The organism is Desulfoluna sp. HI9BLuna, assembly GCF_056829775.1.
In genome coordinates, this window is record NZ_CP186555.1 from 3,713,332 (window position 1) to 3,730,939 (window position 17,608).

General features: G+C 60.3%; 11 protein-coding genes. 8 read left to right on the top strand and 3 right to left on the bottom strand.

The window, feature by feature from the left end; genetic code table 11:
- Positions 1–106 precede the first annotated feature (106 nt).
- Both ACOYW0_RS15035 and ACOYW0_RS15040 read right to left on the bottom strand, forming a co-directional pair.
- A complete protein-coding gene (locus ACOYW0_RS15035; RefSeq protein WP_482414659.1) occupies positions 107–631 on the bottom strand; it encodes a hypothetical protein in 525 nt (174 codons plus the stop codon).
- A 78-nt stretch (positions 632–709) separates the two neighbouring features.
- Positions 710–1,672, bottom strand: a complete 963-nt coding sequence (locus tag ACOYW0_RS15040; protein WP_482414660.1) for an AEC family transporter — start codon at positions 1,670–1,672, stop codon at positions 710–712.
- A 470-nt stretch (positions 1,673–2,142) separates the two neighbouring features.
- On the opposite strand from ACOYW0_RS15040, the gene ACOYW0_RS15045 reads away from it, so the two are divergent.
- Positions 2,143–3,063, top strand: coding sequence for a molybdopterin-dependent oxidoreductase (locus ACOYW0_RS15045; protein WP_482414661.1), 921 nt, complete (start codon positions 2,143–2,145; stop codon positions 3,061–3,063).
- A 9-nt stretch (positions 3,064–3,072) separates the two neighbouring features.
- Positions 3,073–5,709 carry a hybrid sensor histidine kinase/response regulator gene (locus tag ACOYW0_RS15050; RefSeq protein ID WP_482414662.1) on the top strand — a complete coding sequence of 879 codons (2,637 nt, stop codon included), beginning with the start codon at positions 3,073–3,075 and terminating at the stop codon, positions 5,707–5,709.
- A gap of 127 nt (positions 5,710–5,836) precedes the next feature.
- Here ACOYW0_RS15050 and ACOYW0_RS15055 read toward each other — a convergent pair whose 3' ends face one another.
- Complete coding sequence (locus ACOYW0_RS15055) at positions 5,837–7,903, bottom strand: methyl-accepting chemotaxis protein (protein WP_482414663.1); 2,067 nt, start codon at positions 7,901–7,903, stop codon at positions 5,837–5,839.
- A 337-nt stretch (positions 7,904–8,240) separates the two neighbouring features.
- On the opposite strand from ACOYW0_RS15055, the gene ACOYW0_RS15060 reads away from it, so the two are divergent.
- The 6 genes from ACOYW0_RS15060 to ACOYW0_RS15085 all read left to right on the top strand — a co-directional run bounded on the left by ACOYW0_RS15060 (position 8,241) and on the right by ACOYW0_RS15085 (position 17,127).
- The gene (locus ACOYW0_RS15060; RefSeq protein WP_482414664.1) at positions 8,241–9,728 is read left to right on the top strand and encodes an OmpA family protein; all 1,488 of its coding nucleotides are present in this window, start codon (positions 8,241–8,243) and stop codon (positions 9,726–9,728) included.
- 171 nt (positions 9,729–9,899) lie between these two features.
- The gene (locus ACOYW0_RS15065; protein ID WP_482414665.1) at positions 9,900–10,889 is read left to right on the top strand and encodes a Smr/MutS family protein; all 990 of its coding nucleotides are present in this window, start codon (positions 9,900–9,902) and stop codon (positions 10,887–10,889) included.
- Between the two features lie 373 nt (positions 10,890–11,262).
- Positions 11,263–13,032, top strand: coding sequence for a hypothetical protein (locus ACOYW0_RS15070; protein WP_482414666.1), 1,770 nt, complete (start codon positions 11,263–11,265; stop codon positions 13,030–13,032).
- 41 nt (positions 13,033–13,073) lie between these two features.
- The gene (locus ACOYW0_RS15075) at positions 13,074–14,390 is read left to right on the top strand and encodes a hypothetical protein (RefSeq protein ID WP_482414667.1); all 1,317 of its coding nucleotides are present in this window, start codon (positions 13,074–13,076) and stop codon (positions 14,388–14,390) included.
- A gap of 205 nt (positions 14,391–14,595) precedes the next feature.
- Positions 14,596–16,389, top strand: a complete 1,794-nt coding sequence (locus ACOYW0_RS15080; protein ID WP_482414668.1) for a hypothetical protein — start codon at positions 14,596–14,598, stop codon at positions 16,387–16,389.
- 84 nt (positions 16,390–16,473) lie between these two features.
- Positions 16,474–17,127, top strand: a complete 654-nt coding sequence (locus tag ACOYW0_RS15085) for a hypothetical protein (RefSeq protein ID WP_482414669.1) — start codon at positions 16,474–16,476, stop codon at positions 17,125–17,127.
- Positions 17,128–17,608 lie beyond the last annotated feature (481 nt).

Below are 17,608 nucleotides of genomic sequence, written 5' to 3' on the forward strand. Positions count from 1 at the left end.
CGGGGTCCTGCGGGCCTGCAGAACGTGGTTGTGATCGTTCGAACGTACCAGAGATATACCGGATAATCAACGGCTTCCATGTGGGTCGCCCCTGTGGCCGGGCGCGTCAGCAGGCCTGGGCGGACCTGGCCTCCAGGGTGGTGATCATGTCCAGGCAGCTCTGGCGGAATTCGGTGTAGTCGGCAAGGGACATGTCGCCGGTGAGGATCCACTCCAGAGCGTAATTGAATCCCAGGTAGTCGTAGGTATAAATGCCGTAGCCGTCGCGGAGGGCGTCGATGCTCTTTCGGCACATGAAGGCCAGGCAGATGGGGCTTTTGTGGGTGGGAAGGGTGCAGCCGGTGTTGGTGTGGTACTCGCAGGGGCTCACCAGGCTGGACTCTTTCACGTCCTCGGGTTTGCCGTAGAGGGCTTCCCGCTCTTTGCGCAGGAGGTCAAAGCTGGGGTGGTCCAGATCGTAGACCTTGTAATACTTGTCCTTGCAGCAGGCGGCAAAGGGCTGGTTGCCGTTGCGCTCCAGCTCGGGCAGCACGCATCCTTTGAGGCAGAAGTCAAAGATCCCGAAAAACCGGTTGAGGATCGTCTCCATTTCCAGGTACCGGTTCAGGTTTTCCTGTGCGCTCTCCATCATCACTCCTTTATGCAATCGTCACAATCCGTCTCTTTTAGCGCAATCCCGGGCTGCTGGCAAGGGTGGCACCGGCTGTTCTCAGGGGGATACCGGTCCTGTGGCCAGGGTCAGCCAGAAGGGGATGGCCATGAGGCAGACCACGTAGCAGGCCAGCATGGCGCCCCCGATGACCTCTGTGCGGCCGTTGTAGGCCCGGGCCTGGAGGATGAGGTTGGTGGCCGGTGCGGCCGCGGCCTGGATCATGAAGAGGGAGGCGATGAGGGGGCTTTGCCGGGCCAGGTCAAAGGCGGAGATGGCCCACAAGGTGATGAGGGGGACCAGGCCGAACTTGACGCCCGCAAGGCCGAGGAGGCGGTGCCAGGGCGGAAGTTTTTGCAGGCGAACTTCCCCTAAGGTGGCCCCGAGGATGAAGGTGGCAAGGGGAATGGTGGCGCTTCCGAGGAGGCCCGTGGCGTCCAGGACAAGGGATGGCACATGGGGGGAGAGCCCCGACAAGGCGATGGCGACTCCGGCAAGGCTCGCCACAAGGGGCGGGTTGATCATTTCCCTTAAGCGGACCTTGCCCTTTCCCCCCACGAGGCGCACCCCAAGGGTCCAGTGGATGGGGGTGTTTCCGATGACAAAGAGAAAGCAGTAGGCGGCGAAGGTGTCGAAGGTCTCCGGGAAAAGGGCCTGCCCCACGGGCAGGACCAGGTAGGCGGAGTTCTGGATGCCGCTCATGGCGATGAGCTCCGGGTGGCGCCGTGTGGTCCGGCCGAAGAGGACCCATCCGAAAAAGAGGCCGCCCAGGTTCATGGCCATGGAGGCCAGGGGGAGGATCCACCACAGGGGCGTTGAACCGGTGTCCAGGCGCGTGATCAGGGAGGTGAGGATGAGGCAGGGAAGCAGCACATGGATGGTGATGCGGGAGAGGGTGTCGATGTCTTCGGACCGAATGACCCGACGCCTCACCAGAATACCTGCCAGCAGGGCCACGACCACGATGCGCAGCATGGAGAAAAAGACGGTCTGGAATCCGGTGGCAAACAAAGGGGACATCATGGGGGCTCCTTGCCCGGATATTTCACGAGTCGATTGCGCCCGAAGGGTGAGAAAATCGGGCCAAAACCGGTGAATTACATGGTGCATTCTTGAAATAACTAATTTTTGTCACAATGACCATCTGTCATAATTCCCTACCCCTGTCGCCCTGTCGTTTTCTCATGAAATATCCGGGCTTGGGCGTCGTGGGCGAATACGTTCCAGTTTGTAGGGGTAGATGAAGGCACCCTACCGCGCTTCCCGTCACGGGTCAACTCAAGGACGAGCCGGGCAGGCAGAACCCGGTGCCATCGAATAGCGTTTAACTAATCGGCTTTATCGGCCGATACGTTTTTCTAGACGCGGATTTTCTACGACAAAACCCTGAACCCGGATATGTTACGAGTCGCATAGCATTGTATTGTGTCGGCCTGATGGTTTTTTACGACATTTCCGGGTGACATTGTGTTTCAACCCATCATGGAGAGGATATGACGGTGCGCTCCTGTACCCTTCGTTTGTGTGTGTTCGCATGGCTTCTTCTCTGCCATGCCGCCCTCCTGTTCGCAGAGACGGGCCCTGACGGGCGCGTCAAGGTGATGGGGGGAAAAAAGGGGCACGGCACGGTATCTGTTGCCGTGGGGGGCCGGGCTCCCGGAGCGGTGACCCTTTCCTCCGGGGACCCCAACTTTGACACCGGCGGCTCCTTTTCCTTCACGGGGGTTCCCCTGGACCGGATTCTTCGCCGGGCGGGCGTTACGGAGATGGCGGGGGTCACGCTCATCGGCCACGATCAGTACACCGTGTACCTTCCCGCCGAGGTGGTTTCAAAACCGGGGGTGATCATCGCCTCAGAGCAGGACGGCAAGCCCCTGAGCCGTTATCTCGGGGGGCCCCTGAAGCTTTTGTTCCCTCCGGAGATGGGCATGCACCAGAGCGCCTATTGCTGGTACGTGGATACGCTGGTCCCGGATTACCTGGACGATCCGGAGGTGAGGGTGTCCGTCAACGGGAAAACAAAAACCTACACCTTGCCTGACCTGGATGCGTTGTTGCCGGAGCACCGGACCCTTTATCTCTCTATTCCCCTGGGGTACCGGTGGGACCTGCCCAAGCTGAACCAGCCGTGCCGGGTAACGGCCGTCCCCTTAGCGGCCCTGTTTGACGGAGAGGATGTCACCGGCGGGGAGCTGACCCTGACACCTTTTGCGGGGAAGCCCATCACGTTGCCTGTGGCCCCGCTTCTCTCCTGTGACGTGATGCTGGTGTATCGCATCAACGACCAGCCCATCCATCCGGCCATGGGCGGTCCGTTTTCCGTCTATTTTCCTGTCATGAGCTGCGGGGAGCTTCAACGTGTTGCCCCTGAGACGGCTTCTCTCTTTTTTTTACATGAGATCTCCGTGGATTAGGAGTGGTTTATGGCGTTTCACATGCGGTTGCAGACCAAGCTTCTGGCAGTGGTGAGTGTGCTGGTCCTGGCAGTGGTTTTTGTCTCCTCCGGCCTGGTGACCTATTCCCAGAAAAAACGGGTCACCGAGGCCACCTACAAGCTGATGGAGCGGGATGCACGGTACCTTTCCCGCCGGATCAGCCACAACATCTACAACTCCAACTGGCGAACCATCCAGATTACCCTGGACATGGCCCTGCAGTCCAACGGGGACATGCTGTATTATGCCATCCACGACAAGGACGGCAAGATTCTCTTTTCATCGGACAGCAGGAGCGTGGGAGGGTGGCTCCCGGGGTGTGTCGCGGACGTCCCCCGGTCCGAGGTCTTCGAGCGTTACCAGTCCAGGGAGTTCTCCGTCCGTGAACGCCCCCTGGCCGAAGCCGTTGCCTACAAGGGGGTCGTGCGTGGGGGCAAGGGGGAGTCGGTTTTCGACACCTGCATGAAGGTGCGGTATATCGGGCGGCCCATCGGCTGCCTGCGCATCGGGTATTCGTCCCGGGAGCTTTCGGCACATATCCGAAAGAGCGCCATGGATGTCCTTGCCGGGGGGGCGGCCATTCTCATGACGGTGATCACGGGGCTTCTGATTCTGATCCGCATCAGCATCGCCCCTTTGGGGCGGCTCAACCGAAAGCTCCTGCTCCTCAGGAAGCGGGCTGAGACGGAGCCCGTGGGCACGGTGCTGGGAAGCCTGGACATCGACGAGATCTCCGAAGGGTCCACCACCACGGAGATCCGGGAGCTCTCCCTCTCCTTCGGGGCCCTCAGCGGGATGCTGGTGGAGAACTGGCAGCAGCTGGAGGCCCAGCAGGTCGATCTGGAAAAGAACGTGGCCAAGCGGACCTGCGCCCTCAGAAAGGCCAACCGGGCTTTGCTGCGGGAGATCGCGGAAAAGAAAGAGGCCGAAGAGAAGCTCCGGGTGAAAAATTCCCTTATGGAGGCCCTCCACGACACCACCCTGGACCTCATGCGCCAGCTGGGGTTCAACGAGCTTCTGGAGCTTCTCCTCAAACGCGCCGGGGGCCTCATGAACATGGAGAGCGGATACTACTTCGAGTACAGGGAGTCCACCCGCCAGCTTCACCCCATCGTCACCTCCGGCCCCTTTCTGGAGGTGCCCAAGATTCCTTCCCGCATCGGGGAGGGGCTTGTGGGGCGCGTGTGGGAGACGGATCGTCCCCTGTACGTGGAGGACTACAAAACATGGAACGGCCGGGTCAAAGGTCACCCCGGCCTGGAGACGCTGGGGGCCTCCGTGGCCGTGCCCATCCGCCTGGAGGGCAACGTGGGCGGGGTCATGGGCCTTGCCCAGTTCGGGGATGATTTTGAGATGGACGAGACGGCCATGGCGGTGCTCATCCGCTTTGCGGAGCTTGCCACCATTGCCCTGAACAACGCCATGATGCACACCAAGCTCCAGGAGGAGCTGGATGAGAGGCGCCGGGTGGAAGAGGAGAAGGACCGATTGTTCCAGCACCTCCTCCAGGCCCAGAAGCTGGAGGCCATCGGAACCCTGGCAGGTGGCATTGCCCACGACATCAACAACCTGCTCATGGCCATTCAGGGCAACATCTCCCTGATCATGAGCCTCACCGGTCCCGGGGACATTGTGCACAAGCGCGGGGGCAAAATCGAGGAACTGGTGGCCAGCGGCTCCGCCCTCACCAGCCAGCTCCTGGGCTTTGCCCGGGGGGGGCGATCCCATGTGCGGCCGGAGAGCGTGAACACGGTGGTGAAAAGCAGCCTCTCCATGTTCGGCAGGACCCGCAAAGGGATCATGATCTCCGAATCCATGGCCGAGTGGCTCCCCAACGTGGAGATCGACCGGACCCAGATGGAGCAGGTGCTCCTGAACCTTTACCTGAACGCCTCCCACGCCATGCCGGACGGTGGCAGGATTCACATCGAGACCGGCATGACGGACCTCGACGACAAGCTGGCCGCAGCCTTCAACCTCAAGTCCGGGGCCTATGTGACGGTGGCGGTCTCCGACACCGGCGTGGGCATGGACAAGAAGACCCAGAGCAAGATTTTCGACCCCTTCTTCACCACCCGGGAGATGGGACGGGGCACGGGCCTGGGCCTGGCCTCGGCGTACGGCATCGTCAAAACCCACAAGGGTGCCATCACCGTGACCAGCGAAAAGGGCCGGGGTGCCTGCTTTACGATTCACCTGCCCGCCACCTCCAAGGCGCGGTGGGAGGAGGAGGCCTCTCCCTTGGCGGTCCACAGCGGCGAGGGAACGGTCCTGGTGGTGGACGACGAACCGGAGATCCGGGAGGTGGTGAAGACCATGCTCAAGGGGCTGGGGTATCGCTGCCTGGTGGCGGAGAACAGCAGCCGGTGCGTTGCCGTGTTCAGGGAGGCGTGGCAGGAGATCGATCTGGTGCTCCTGGACGTGGTCATGCCCGACGCCGGAGGGGACATTGCCTACCGGGCCATGAAGAAGATCAACCCGGATGTGCGGGTAATTCTCTGCAGCGGCTACAGCCTGGAGGGGCGCGCCGAAAAGATGATGGAGGCCGGGTGCAACGGGTTTATCCAGAAACCCTTTTCCGTGGAGGTCCTCTCCACGGAGATCCACCGGGTGCTCGAAGGGTAGGGGAGAAAACGACCGCCAACGAGGATATACGTGGGGCGGGGATGGTGCTTGTGAAGAACAAAAGCCCGCAGGGGGATAATCCTGCGGGCTTTTTTGCGTTTTGATGGTTGCCGGGAAGGGCGTCAGGCTAAATTTTGAAACGTCCCACCAGGCCGTTTAAGGCCTCGGCCATGGCTTTGAGTTCCCGGGCGCTCTCCTCGATCTTGTGGCTGCCGTCAGAGATTTCGCTGGAGGCGTTGTTAAGGTTGCCCATGTCCCGGTTGATGGCATCGGCGGCTGTGGCGCAGTTGCCCACGTTGTTGTTGACCTCCTCCACGCCGGCCGATGCCTGGCCGATGTTGGCCGAAATCTCGCTGGTTGCGGCGGACTGCTCTTCCACGGCCGCGGCGATGCCGGAGACGATGTCATTGACGTTTTTGATGACCCCTAAAATGGCGTTGATCTTCTCCACGGAGACGTTGGTCTTCTCCTGGACGCTGTGGATATTGCCCCGGATCTCCAGGGTGGCTGCGGCGGTCTGGCCGGCCAGGTCCTTGATCTCTCCGGCAACCACGGCAAAGCCTTTTCCCGCTTCCCCGGCCCGGGCCGCCTCGATGGTGGCGTTCAAGGCCAACAGGTTGGTCTGCTCGGAGATCTCGGTGATGGTATCGGTGACCTTGCCGATTTCATCCACGGCGTTGCCCAGGCTGTTCATGAGGTCGGCGGTCTCCATGGCGTCGGAGAGGGCCCCGTCGGATACGGATCGTGCGTTTTCGGAGTTTGCGGCAATCTCGCCGATGGTGGCGGTCATCTCCTCGGCGGAGGCGGCCACGTTGTTGATGTTGGCCGTGGACTGTTCCATGGCCGAGGCGATGGTGGCCAGGTTCATGGCCATGGTGCCCGCTTCCTGGCCCACCTGGGATGCCAGGGTGTGGGTCTCGTCGGCGGAGGAGGACATGGCACCTGAGATGGTGAGGAGCTCACCGGAAGAGCTGTCCACAGACCCTGCATTGCCCTTGACCTCTCCGATGATGGACTGCAGATCGGCCATGAAGGTGTTGAACCATCCGGAGAGTTCGCCCACTTCATCTTTGGACTGGACCTCCAGTCTCTGGGTGAGGTCCCCGTCCCCTTTGGCGATCTCTTCCAGCAGGGAAGCGCTTCGGCGCAGGGGCTTGGCAATGGAGCCCGCCACCCAAATCACCACGGCGGTGAGGAGAACAAAGGCAGCCACCCCGATGCCCACGATGAGCCAGCCGATGGCGTTGGCTTCGGCCATGACCTGGGCCATGGGGATGTTCACGAGAAAGGACCAGGGCGTGTCCTGGCCGGAAAAGGGGATGGGGGCGAAGATGCGGACGATGTCGGTGTTGAGGTCCCGGGAGACCGTTTCGAACTGAAAGGGTTGTCCTGCCTGGATGGCTTGTTTGGCTGCCTCCCAGTCTGCGGAAGACCCTGCGTTCTGGCCGTGCTTGGTCTGGTTGACCTGATGGGCCACGTAGGTGCCGTTGTTGGCGATGACAGAGGTGTAGCCCGTATCGAAGGGGGTCAGCCCCTTGATGAGCTCGGAAAAGATGGAGAGCCTCAGGTCCACACCGCAGACGCCCACGGTGGTGCCTTCCACCTGAATGGGCACGCAGAGGCTGATGATGGATTCCTGGCTGCCCTGAACCTCATAGAGGTAGGGCGGGGTCATGGTCTCTCGGCCGGTGCGCAGGGGGACGAGGTAGTAGTCCCCTTCTCCCTCCTTGTCGTAATTCACCAGGGGCGTGACATCGATGCTGTCTCCGGTGCGGTGCCAGTAGGGGACGTAGCGGCCCGTGGCGTCGTGGCCTTTCTTGTTTTCAAAGGCTGCGTCCAGGCCGTCCAGGGCATCGGGTTCCCAGGCGGTCCAGACGGCAAGGAGCTCGGGGTTGTTGTCCAGGACCTCGGTCATGATCTGGTCGAGGGCCTCCCTTGGGTTGAAGCTGCCCGCCTTTTTGAAGGCCTCCATGGTTTCGGAGAGGGAGCGTACCGTGCTGAAGGATGCGTCGATTTTCCCGGAGATGACAGCGCTGTATCGGGCGGCGATCTCTTCGCCCTGGGCAATGGCTGCGTGATGGGCAGAGCTGCGAACTTTCAAGGTTACAGCCGTGATGGTGATGAAGTAGGAGAGAAAAGCAATGGTGGAAATGGCAAGGATGAGCTTGCCGCGTAGTTTTATGTCCCTGAACATCCGCAGAACTCCAGTTTAAGGGTGGTAAATAAGGTGTATGGGTTAAATATCGGATGAAGGCGTGTTTGGGTTTAGAGTGATTACATGAAATATTTAATAAAATTGATTATCCCGTTTGGAGGAACGCCGGGCAGCTTCTGCTTTGGTCCGAATCGGTCTGTCAAAATAGGGCCTTTGGGGGCATGGGATGGCCCTTGCGATGGACGGATCTCTTTTTTTGGGGTTGAAACTTGACGGGTGTTTATCATAAGTAAGTATTCGATATGGCTTGGGTTAAGGTGTCGGCTGCAAAACCCGGTCGAGAACAACCTCAAAATACAGGATCAAGGGGAGTGTTATGGTTTTTGTCAGAGGGACTGCTATTCGATGGATGGCCGCTGTTGTTGCGGCGGCGTGTGTGCTCGGCTTCTGGCAAACCGGTTTTGCAGGCAATGAGACGCGGAACTCTCTGTTCCAGGGGACCGAGGCGATGATTGTCCAGGCCAAGGAGAAGCGGGCCTACCTTTTTGCCCCGGATGCCTTTGGTGAGGCCATGGAGGCCTATCAGGACGCCCTCACCGATTTTAACAAGGGACGAAACCTGAACGGGATCCGAAAAGAACTCAAGAAAGCCGAGTCGTACCTTACCCGGGCCATGGCCGTGTGCGTGACGGCTGAGGTGACCTTCGAAAACGTGTTAAAGGCCCGGGAGGATGCCTCCTCCATCGGGTCCGAAAAATACAGCGCGAAACTGACGTCCAAGGCGGAGGCCGAATTCCAACGGGCCGTGAGGAGCCTTGAGGATGGCGACGTGGACAAGGCCCGCGGTCAGGCCGGTGAGGCCGAGGTTCTGTTCCGGGGCGCCGAGCTTGAGACCATCAAGCACGCCCTTCTGGGCAAGACCCGGGAGAAGCTGGCACGGTTCGAGGACCTGGGGCGTAAGAACAACGCTCCGAAAACCTATGAGAAGGCCCGTCGGCTGGTGGCCCTTGCAGAAAAGAAGCTGGACCAGAACCGCTACAACAATGCCGAAGCCGTGGCGCTGGTGAAGGAGGCCGAGTACGAGCTGGCCCACACCGAGCACATCCATACCCGGGTGGGCAAGCTCAAGGAGGCCGACTATAGCTTTGAAGACGTGATCATCGACATGGAGATGCAGCTGGTCAAGATCGCCGAGGGGCTGGACATGGAGCTTAAATTTGATCGGGGCGTCAGCGGTGCCACCTGGCAGCTTCTGGACGGGGTTCAGGCCCTGAAGGCGTCCAACGACGCCAAGGACCGGGAGATTGCAGATTTGAAGGCCAAGGTCACGGATCTGGAGACCTCCGTGGCCAGCCTGAGCAAGCTGGAGCAGGACCTCATGGCGCGCAAGCACGAAGCCGAAGAGGCCCTGAAACAACAGAAAGAGGCTGAGCGGCTGAAGCACATGAAGATCACGAGGATTCGCGATGCCTTTACCCCGGAAGAGGGCAAGGTCCTCATGGACGGAGACAAGATTATCATCCGTCTTTACGGGCTCTCCTTTTCCAGCGGCAAGGCGGTGATCGACTACAAATACTTCGGCCTCCTGGCCAAGGTGCGGGACACCTTCAAAGAGTTTCCGGGCTGCCGGGTGATCATTGAAGGCCACACCGACTCCCTGGGCAGTGAGAAGGTCAACAAGCGCCTCTCCAAGGAGCGGGCTGATTCGGTGCGCCATTACCTTATCGCCAATTCCGTGGTGACGGACGACCAGATCTCGGCCGTGGGGTACGGGGAGGACAAGCCCGTTGCCTCCAACGAGACCCGCCAGGGGCGCGCCAGCAACCGGCGTATCGACGTGGTGATTATCCCTGCCAGGGGGTGATGCGGCAACAGCCGGTGCGATGGATCCGGTGGCATTGATAAGGGGCGGTTATCCGCCCCTTTTTTTTACGCGGGTTTGACCTTTGGGGAAAAATAGCCTAATCAGTTGGCCCCGGCGGGATTGCCGGAGGCACGTGGACGCACACCAACAAACAAGGCACAGGGTATGGGGATGTTTGAGAAACTGAAGCAGCTGTTAACGAAAAAAGAGACGGGAAAAGCCCCCCAGGCACCGGTGGATAAGCCCCGTGCCGAGGTGACGGCTCCGGTTGAACCTGCGGCTGTGGAGCCCCCGGCTCCCTTAGAGAAACCCGGTGGCGGGAAAAAGGCGCCGTCACCCGGCAAGGGGACCAAGGCTGCCCCCAAAAAAGGAAAACACGGGATCTCCGTACTGTCCGGCGACGAGGACCTGGAGAGCCTGTTTCGCGACGAGGGGCCCCAGGAGGTCCCGGCCCCGCCCAAGCCAAAGCCCAAACCCCGACCACCCAGGCCGACGGCTCCCCCGCCCAGGAAAAAGCAGAAAAAACGAAACCGCAACGGGATTCTGGTCCTCTCCGATGAGAAGGACCTGTGCAGCCTCATGGCCGAAGAGGCTCAGCGCGAAGGGGACCGGGTGGTGCCCACGGCCCGGAAAAAGGTGATCCCCGAGGAGGTTCCTCCGGCCAAAAAGGTGCAGCGGGACCGGCACGGGCTTCCCATCCTGGAACAGGGACAGATCCCCGCCTCCGAGGAGAGCGAAGAGTTTGCCGAGCTCCTGGCCTCTTCCCTGTCGGAGAAGAGCGGGGAGGTGCTCTTGAGCGAAAAGGTGGACAAGCTTGAGCAGGCCCGTACCCTCACGGTGAAAGAGCGACTCAAGCGCTACCCCGCTCCCCAGGGCCAGCTGGATCTTCATGGCTACACCGCGGCCAAGGCGGATCAGACCGCCGAACACTACGTGCGGCGCGCTTTTTCCGTCGGAACCTACACCCTTCGTCTCATCGTGGGCAAAGGGCTCCATTCCGAACACGGGGCCGTCCTCCCCGATACCATCGCCGATCGCATGACAGCCCTGAAACAGGAGGGCATTGTCCTTGCCTGGGCCTGGGAAAAGGGCAAAAAGTCCAAGAGCGGCTCCATCCTTGTGTATCTCAACAACTACGACACCTCACGCCACGGGCGGTAAACCGAGCTCCGGCGTTCAGGCGAAAACCCGCACCCCGCAAAGGGTGACGGGTTTTTTTGCGTGCATCAGCGCGCACCTGGGTCGCCTTCCCATGGGCGTCGTTTTCTTATTTATCCATTTTATCAATGGCCCGACATTCAGGGCGGTGTTGAAATATTCCCTGGGAAGTAATGGCGTTACCGCAAAGGTTGCGTTTGCTTGTCAGTCATGAGTCTTTGGAGAACCTTGAACAAAAGGCCTTTTGGAAGTCGAGGCTTTTTTTTAAGTAAAAAGTTGTAAACAATGTTTGCGAACAAGAAGAAGTATTTATATAATGCATCGCGTTCCACCTTGATTCATTATTCCCACAGCAGACGGCCGGAGGCTCCATGCCATGAATCACCCGATTCTGAAACGACTCCTTTGTTTTGCAATGATGGCCGCAGGGTTCTCCCTGGCGGAGGGCAGGCCTGCACAGGCCCTGACCCCCCTGTCCGACGAAGGGCTTGCCCAGACCCATGCCGCCAACGGGATTCGCCTGGCCTTTGAAGACATGGTGGTCCATCACGCCACCGATGGCATGGGCTACATCGCCCAGGGGAACATGGATTCCCTGGGGGGCCATGGGGGGGCCTACGGAAGCCTCGGCCTCAACGATGTGTCCATGGCCCTTGCCGTTTCAGGCACCGTGGAGATTGAGGCCGAAACCTTTGCCTACCCTGCGGGGTCGGGGCCCTATTTTGCCACGGATGTCTGGAAAGAGGACGATTTTGTGCACGTGGCCAAAACTCATACCCTGGACAAGGAGCCCCAGGTCAACGACGCCCACCGGCAGGTGGTGGTGCTGGAGGCCATGGGGCTGGGCGGGCCCTTTTTGACCCTCGGACCCGACGGCAGCCCGGTGGAGGGCAACCTGGAGGTGCGCTACGGCACGGAGAGCGACCTTTTTTCCCTGGGGGCCCTGGGCCTCTCCAACCTTCACCTCATCGATCAGCGGACGATCCTCTACGCCATGCCCGAGATTGACGGGTATTGCTCGGGCGAGGGCATCGCCATGGAGATCGGGCTCCGCCTCTCCCTTTCGTCCATGACCATCGACTCCCCTTCGGAGGAGGGTTTTCACTTTTTCCAGATGAAGGGGTTTCATCTGAGGGAGAGTTTCGAGGAGCTGGACCCTGTTTATGACCACCTGGGACATTACAAAAAGAACTCCATGGGCGATCTGTACGCCAACAGCACCGGGGATTCAGACGGGTACGGCCCCGGGGACAAATCAGCCCTTCTTGCGGACTATGCGGCGATGACCGAGACCTGGGGGAGCACGGAGGTCCCTGCCGAGCGCTCCGTCAACAACATGTACGACGGCCGGTTCATGATCGGCAACCTGCGGCAGGTGGGGTTCACCGACTATGTGGCCGGGAACAGGGAGATTGCCTACCATGAAAACCACAGGGACCAGCTCACGGATGAGTTGAGGGATGACGGCTGGGATAACCAGGAATACAGCATCGCGTTTCCCATTCACTATGTGTCCGACGAAGACCGCGTGGACTATGCAGAAATCGTGGAGCGCCCCATGACCCTCTCCTTTAAAACGCGGACCCGTGAGGAGTCTCTGGACGAGTCCTCGTGTATGGTACTCAACATGCCCCTTCACGGGGCCATCCGCGTGGAGGAGACCGTGGGATACAACTCCAGTGGGGACAACAGCTACCTGGGAGGCAACGCCATGGGGCCCCTCATCGTAGAAGGGCTGCGGGCGAAAAAACTCTATATCGAGTTTCCGGGGCGGCACACCACCTATGCCCTTGAGACCGCGGTGAACGAGAGCGCCTCGGATCCGAACCCCCACCTGTACACCTACCGGGCCGGAAGGCTACCCGTGGCCCAGGACATTCCCGCAGGGCAACAGGAGTACAACCCCATGGGCCGGGGGGCGGAAGAGTTCATGGACCGGCTGAGGCCCGAGCCGGGGCCATGGGTGGACAGCAGTGACCACAGCTTGGGGGTCACCCCGGCCCCGGTGAATTCGGGATGGGCCCAGTACCGCACCCGCATCGGCGAAAATGTGTACGACGGGGACAGGCTGGTGAAAGACACGTCTTTCTGGCAGATCCGGGAACCCTATCCCATCAACAGCGATTACACGATCTACAGGAATTGAGGCACGCAGCAGGCATGGGTAACGGCAGGAAAGGGGAGAGCATGAGGCAATTGGGGACAGGCAGAGCATTGAGGTGTGCGGGACGAGTTCTTGCGGTGGTGGTTGCGGTCTTTGCTGGTACGGCGGAACCTGCGGATGCCCTGAAGCCCCTGAGCGATGCGGCCCTGGCCATGGTGGACGCCCAGGCCGGGCCCGTAACCATCTCTGTAGAGCAGGACACGGTGCGTATCTTTTTTGACACCTATATCAAGACCTATGTGGAGGCCGACCAGGTGCGCATGGGGTATTACTACAAGGACAAGACGGATCTTGTGACGCGCAAGGGGATGAACCCCGGGGTACACGGTGGCCAGGGCATGAAAGACTTCGACCCCCGCATCAACCAGAAGTGGAAGAAAAATGAAGTGGTGGACGGCCACCGGACCTTCAAGGTCGATTATAGGATGTACGGCGGCGAAAAGACCCCCGAACGGTACGCCATGGAGTACCAGCTCTTCAAAGACGGTGAGCTGGAGACGGAGTATGTGCCGTGGACCGATGACGACCTGTTTATGGCCAAATACAAGGTCTCCACGGGCCAGAAGCTGTGGGTGGACGGGGTTCAGGCCGACAACGATGCCACCTTGCTGGGGATTCCCCTGTTTTATTTCTCTGAAAAAACCTACCAGAACCGCAATTACCTGGACTGGGACATCAGCCTGGACAACCTGCGCCTGGGCGCCAGCCCGGATAACCCGGCGGAGATCAACGGATTGGTGATTCGCCTGAAATACGACAACATCAACGACCCGGACCGTCGCCTCACCGACATCATCATCGGCACCAACGACCTTCAGGCCGATCTCATGGTGGACTTCCGCCGGGCCACGGGCCTGTACAGCCCGAAAAACGCGTACCGATCGAGGCAGGTGGGCCGTATGCTGGGGATTCCCATGCTCCAGGGGTCAAGCGACCTGGCCAAGGAGTTCAACAGCACGCCGGTGCCGGTGATCCTCCAGCGGGACTCCATGCTCATGTTGGTGGACCACTACTATTTCGGCCGGGACTACCGGGTCCCCGACGGGGAGAGCTATATGGCGGCGGTGCCCGACAATCCCACCAACAGCAACGCCCACAACGGCATGTTCCTGCGCATCGGCTTGGATCGGGAGAGTCCCCATTTCGGGTACCAGATCGTGACAGGCTACAACGAGCTGGTTGCCACGAGTTTTCAGTACCGGGGAGAGCACATCAACGAATCCCTCTACAAATGGTGGCACGGAGAACCCCACGCCGAGGCCACCCATACCTACCCCTCGTACCTGCCCCAGGACGGCCTGTACACGGACAACTCCAGCAACTTCAACTACCACCCCTGATACCCCTGTTGCGTTTTACTGTGCTCGGTCACGTGCGTGGCCCTCGGTGGGGACGATGCCCTGCCGAGGAGCCTTCCTCCTCCTTCTTTCCTTTTTTGTGCGGATGATGCATATTTTTTAAGTAAGGATACCTGTGCCCTGGCCGTACCGGTGTCCTTGCCGTGAATGCATACCTGTTTTTGTCCAGCCTGATGAAGGGGGCCCCATGAAAAAATGGTTGATTGCACTGGCCGCGGTTGTGAGCCTGCCTGTCGTGGCCGGGGCGCTGCTCTGGCTGTTTCGGAATCCCCTTGCGGATTATGCCCTCTCCCGAGGTGCCGAGGCCCTGGTGGGCGCCGAGGTGTCCGTGGAAGGCGTAAAGGCCGGGCCCTTCAGCCTGGAGCTTGCCTGGGAGAGGCTGGTGGTGGCCGATGCCCGTGATCCCTGGAAGAACCTCGTGGAAACCGGTCCAGGACGCCTGACCCTTGCCGGGCCCCCGCTGCTGAAGGGGTGCCTCAAGGTGGAGAGCCTGACCACCGGAGGGGTGGTGGTGGGGGGAGCACGCCGGGTGAAGGCTCGGGTGACGGATCCGTCCTCTGTGGCCGGGACACCTTCGGATCGTCTGTCGCTCTGGCTGCGCAGGCAGCTGGAGGAGGAGGCAAAGGAACTGCCGGGTGTGGCAACGGTTGACCGGGGAAGCTTGGAGACGGTGCGCGGGGTGATGGGGGCGGTGTCGTTTCAGACCCCGGCACAGGTGGACAGGGCCCGGGCCGATATGCAGGCACGGTCGGCCCGGTGGCAATGGCATCTTCGGGGCCGTGACTACAAGGGACGCCTGAAGGCCATTGCGGAAGCCCTTGATGGCGAGGACCCCTCCGCCGCCGAGACCATGGAGGCCCTGGCGGCGATGACGGAGAGAGGCCAGGGCCTCAAGGAGGACCTGGAAACCTTAGGTGATGAGCTGGCTAAAGAGAGAGCCACAGCCAAGGCCGAGCTCTCCCGCCTCGGGCGATGGACCGCAGCCTACCCCGGGTGGGTGGCTCGGGACGTTGAAGCAGCCCGGGGCATGGTCAGGCCGGGGGAGCCCGGGTTACAGGATCTGGCGGAGACTCTCTTCTCTTATCATCTGGCCCGACTGACGGTTCCTGCGGTGGAGGGGCTGGAGAGCTTAGGGGCCTTGGTCTGTGCCCTGAAAGAGGATGAGGGCTTAAAGGCTGCGGGGCCTTGTCCGAAACTGTGGATTGACCGGGCTGGTGTGGCCATGGATCTGGGGGTGTTTTCCATGAGCGGGACCGCAGAAGGCTTGTCCAGCCGCAGGCCCCAAGGAGAGGGGGCCCTCACCTTTGACCTGGAGGGGGAGGCGTTGTCCGAGTCAGGACGGCTGAAGGTGACGGGCAGGGCCGGTTGCCCCGGGGACGCCTGTGATCAGGGAGGGATAATCCATGCCCAGGGGGTCTCGTCCGGGGAGGTGATCCTGGCGCCGGGCGTTCATCTGACCCAGGGGGTGGCAGACGTTCGCATGGCTTACCGGATGGTGGGACAGGAGGCCCGGGTGGAGACTCTTGTGACCCTTACCGGTGCCACGGTGACGGGGGACGGAGGGGGGCTGGGCTGGCTGCGCCAGGCCCTGGAAGAGTCCCTGGCACGGGTTCCTTTTCTGGAGGTGCGCGCGGTCATGACCTTTGACGGTGGGCAGGGGCGCTGGGAACTGGAGAGCAACCTGGATGCGTACCTTGCCGTGCGCTTTGACGAGGCCGTGGCCCGGGAATCAGAGCGGGTGGCCCAGGGGTTCAAGGAGGAGGTGGAGCGGCGCCTCAGGCGCCATGGCGTGTTGCTGGAGGAGGAGCTTGCCGTGGCGCAGCAGCGGATGATGTCTCCTGTGGCGTTTCTGGAGGAGAGCCTGGGCCGGGAGACCCTGGCCGTGGACCGGTTCCTTGCCGGGGTGGAAAAAGAGCGCGCGAAAAGGCAGCAGGAGATTGAGGAAAAGGGGATGGATGCCCTGATGAGGTGGAAGTACTAACGTGACATATCCGGGGCAAATACTGGCGAAAGCAACTCTGGCTGCGGGTTGAAAAAAAGGGCCGTTGAATTGGCAGGAGTCACCATGGATCATGGAACCATCAAAAAGGCACTGGTCGAGCATTTGAAAACTGCGCGTCGTGAGACCCTTTCCGGCTTGCTGTGGGGCGGTCTCCTGGCTGTTGTGGGGTATGTGGGCGCCGGAATTTTATTGAAATGTGGGGTGATGTTTTGCCTGGAGGTGGACCAGAAGGTGGTGGAGGACTGGTTTTGGGCGTTTTACGGCGGTTTTTTTGTGCTTTTGATGGCGGTGGGGTTCTTTTACCAGCCCAGGGCATCGTATGACTTCGGGATGAGGGGCAACCCGTTCAGCCAAAAGGACGATATGGAAAGGGCCCATATGACAGGCGGTTTTATTCTGGCGCTACCCCATTTTACGTACCACTACCTGAGAACCCTTTTGGGGTATTTTTTCAATGCGGGTGAGCAGGTTGACCTGAACCTGGCCGCAGGGCTCCTGGCCCATGCGGCTCATCCCCATTACACCGTTTCCCTGAAAAAGGCCTATGCCTCCCACCTGCCGAAGAAGACGGTGGACGGGACCCTTATCACCCTCGAAGACACGGGGGTGGTCAGCATCTCAAGGCAACGGGGCCTCATGACCCTGACCCTGAAGGGCCGGGAAATAGTCGGCAGGGATCCGGTGAGAAGGCAGGCCGAACGATTTATGCCCGAGTAAGTGTTTGTTCCGTTGCCTCCGGCGGGTCGCTTTTTGAATAAAGCTCCGCAAAAACGTTTCGGTTGAATGCCTGTTACGTTGAAAACAGTGGGATGTTCGATACATTTTGGCCGCCGAAGGCGGTGCGGTTAAAGGTGCCTCCGGCGACCCTGCCGGGACTAAACTTTTAAAAAGTTTAATAAACAGGTTTTAAAAACAGATTCGGTTTAATTTGAATCAATAGCGAATGTGATTTTCCCTGAGGAACGAAGGGGAAAGCTCATTCGCAATCTGCTTTCGAGGTGGTACACCTCGCCGCCGGAGGCATTGCTTTTGTTTTTTCCTGAGCCCTCTTGACCCTGTGATTCATCAGACTTTAACCATAGAAGGCGGTTGCCAGATGTCACACATCACACGAATGCTCTGATAACGCATGCAAAATGGCTGCTTCCATGCATTCGCCACAGGGTTTCCAGGTGCCCCCGCCTGGCCGCCGGAGGCC

Coding starts and splice junctions, on each gene's coding strand:
- ACOYW0_RS15035 (WP_482414659.1), bottom strand. CDS start 631: ATGATGGAGAGCGCACAGGAAAACCTGAACCGGTACCTGGAAATGGAG.
- ACOYW0_RS15040 (WP_482414660.1), bottom strand. CDS start 1,672: ATGATGTCCCCTTTGTTTGCCACCGGATTCCAGACCGTCTTTTTCTCC.
- ACOYW0_RS15045 (WP_482414661.1), top strand. CDS start 2,143: ATGACGGTGCGCTCCTGTACCCTTCGTTTGTGTGTGTTCGCATGGCTT.
- ACOYW0_RS15050 (WP_482414662.1), top strand. CDS start 3,073: ATGGCGTTTCACATGCGGTTGCAGACCAAGCTTCTGGCAGTGGTGAGT.
- ACOYW0_RS15055 (WP_482414663.1), bottom strand. CDS start 7,903: ATGTTCAGGGACATAAAACTACGCGGCAAGCTCATCCTTGCCATTTCC.
- ACOYW0_RS15060 (WP_482414664.1), top strand. CDS start 8,241: ATGGTTTTTGTCAGAGGGACTGCTATTCGATGGATGGCCGCTGTTGTT.
- ACOYW0_RS15065 (WP_482414665.1), top strand. CDS start 9,900: ATGTTTGAGAAACTGAAGCAGCTGTTAACGAAAAAAGAGACGGGAAAA.
- ACOYW0_RS15070 (WP_482414666.1), top strand. CDS start 11,263: ATGAATCACCCGATTCTGAAACGACTCCTTTGTTTTGCAATGATGGCC.
- ACOYW0_RS15075 (WP_482414667.1), top strand. CDS start 13,074: ATGAGGCAATTGGGGACAGGCAGAGCATTGAGGTGTGCGGGACGAGTT.
- ACOYW0_RS15080 (WP_482414668.1), top strand. CDS start 14,596: ATGAAAAAATGGTTGATTGCACTGGCCGCGGTTGTGAGCCTGCCTGTC.
- ACOYW0_RS15085 (WP_482414669.1), top strand. CDS start 16,474: ATGGATCATGGAACCATCAAAAAGGCACTGGTCGAGCATTTGAAAACT.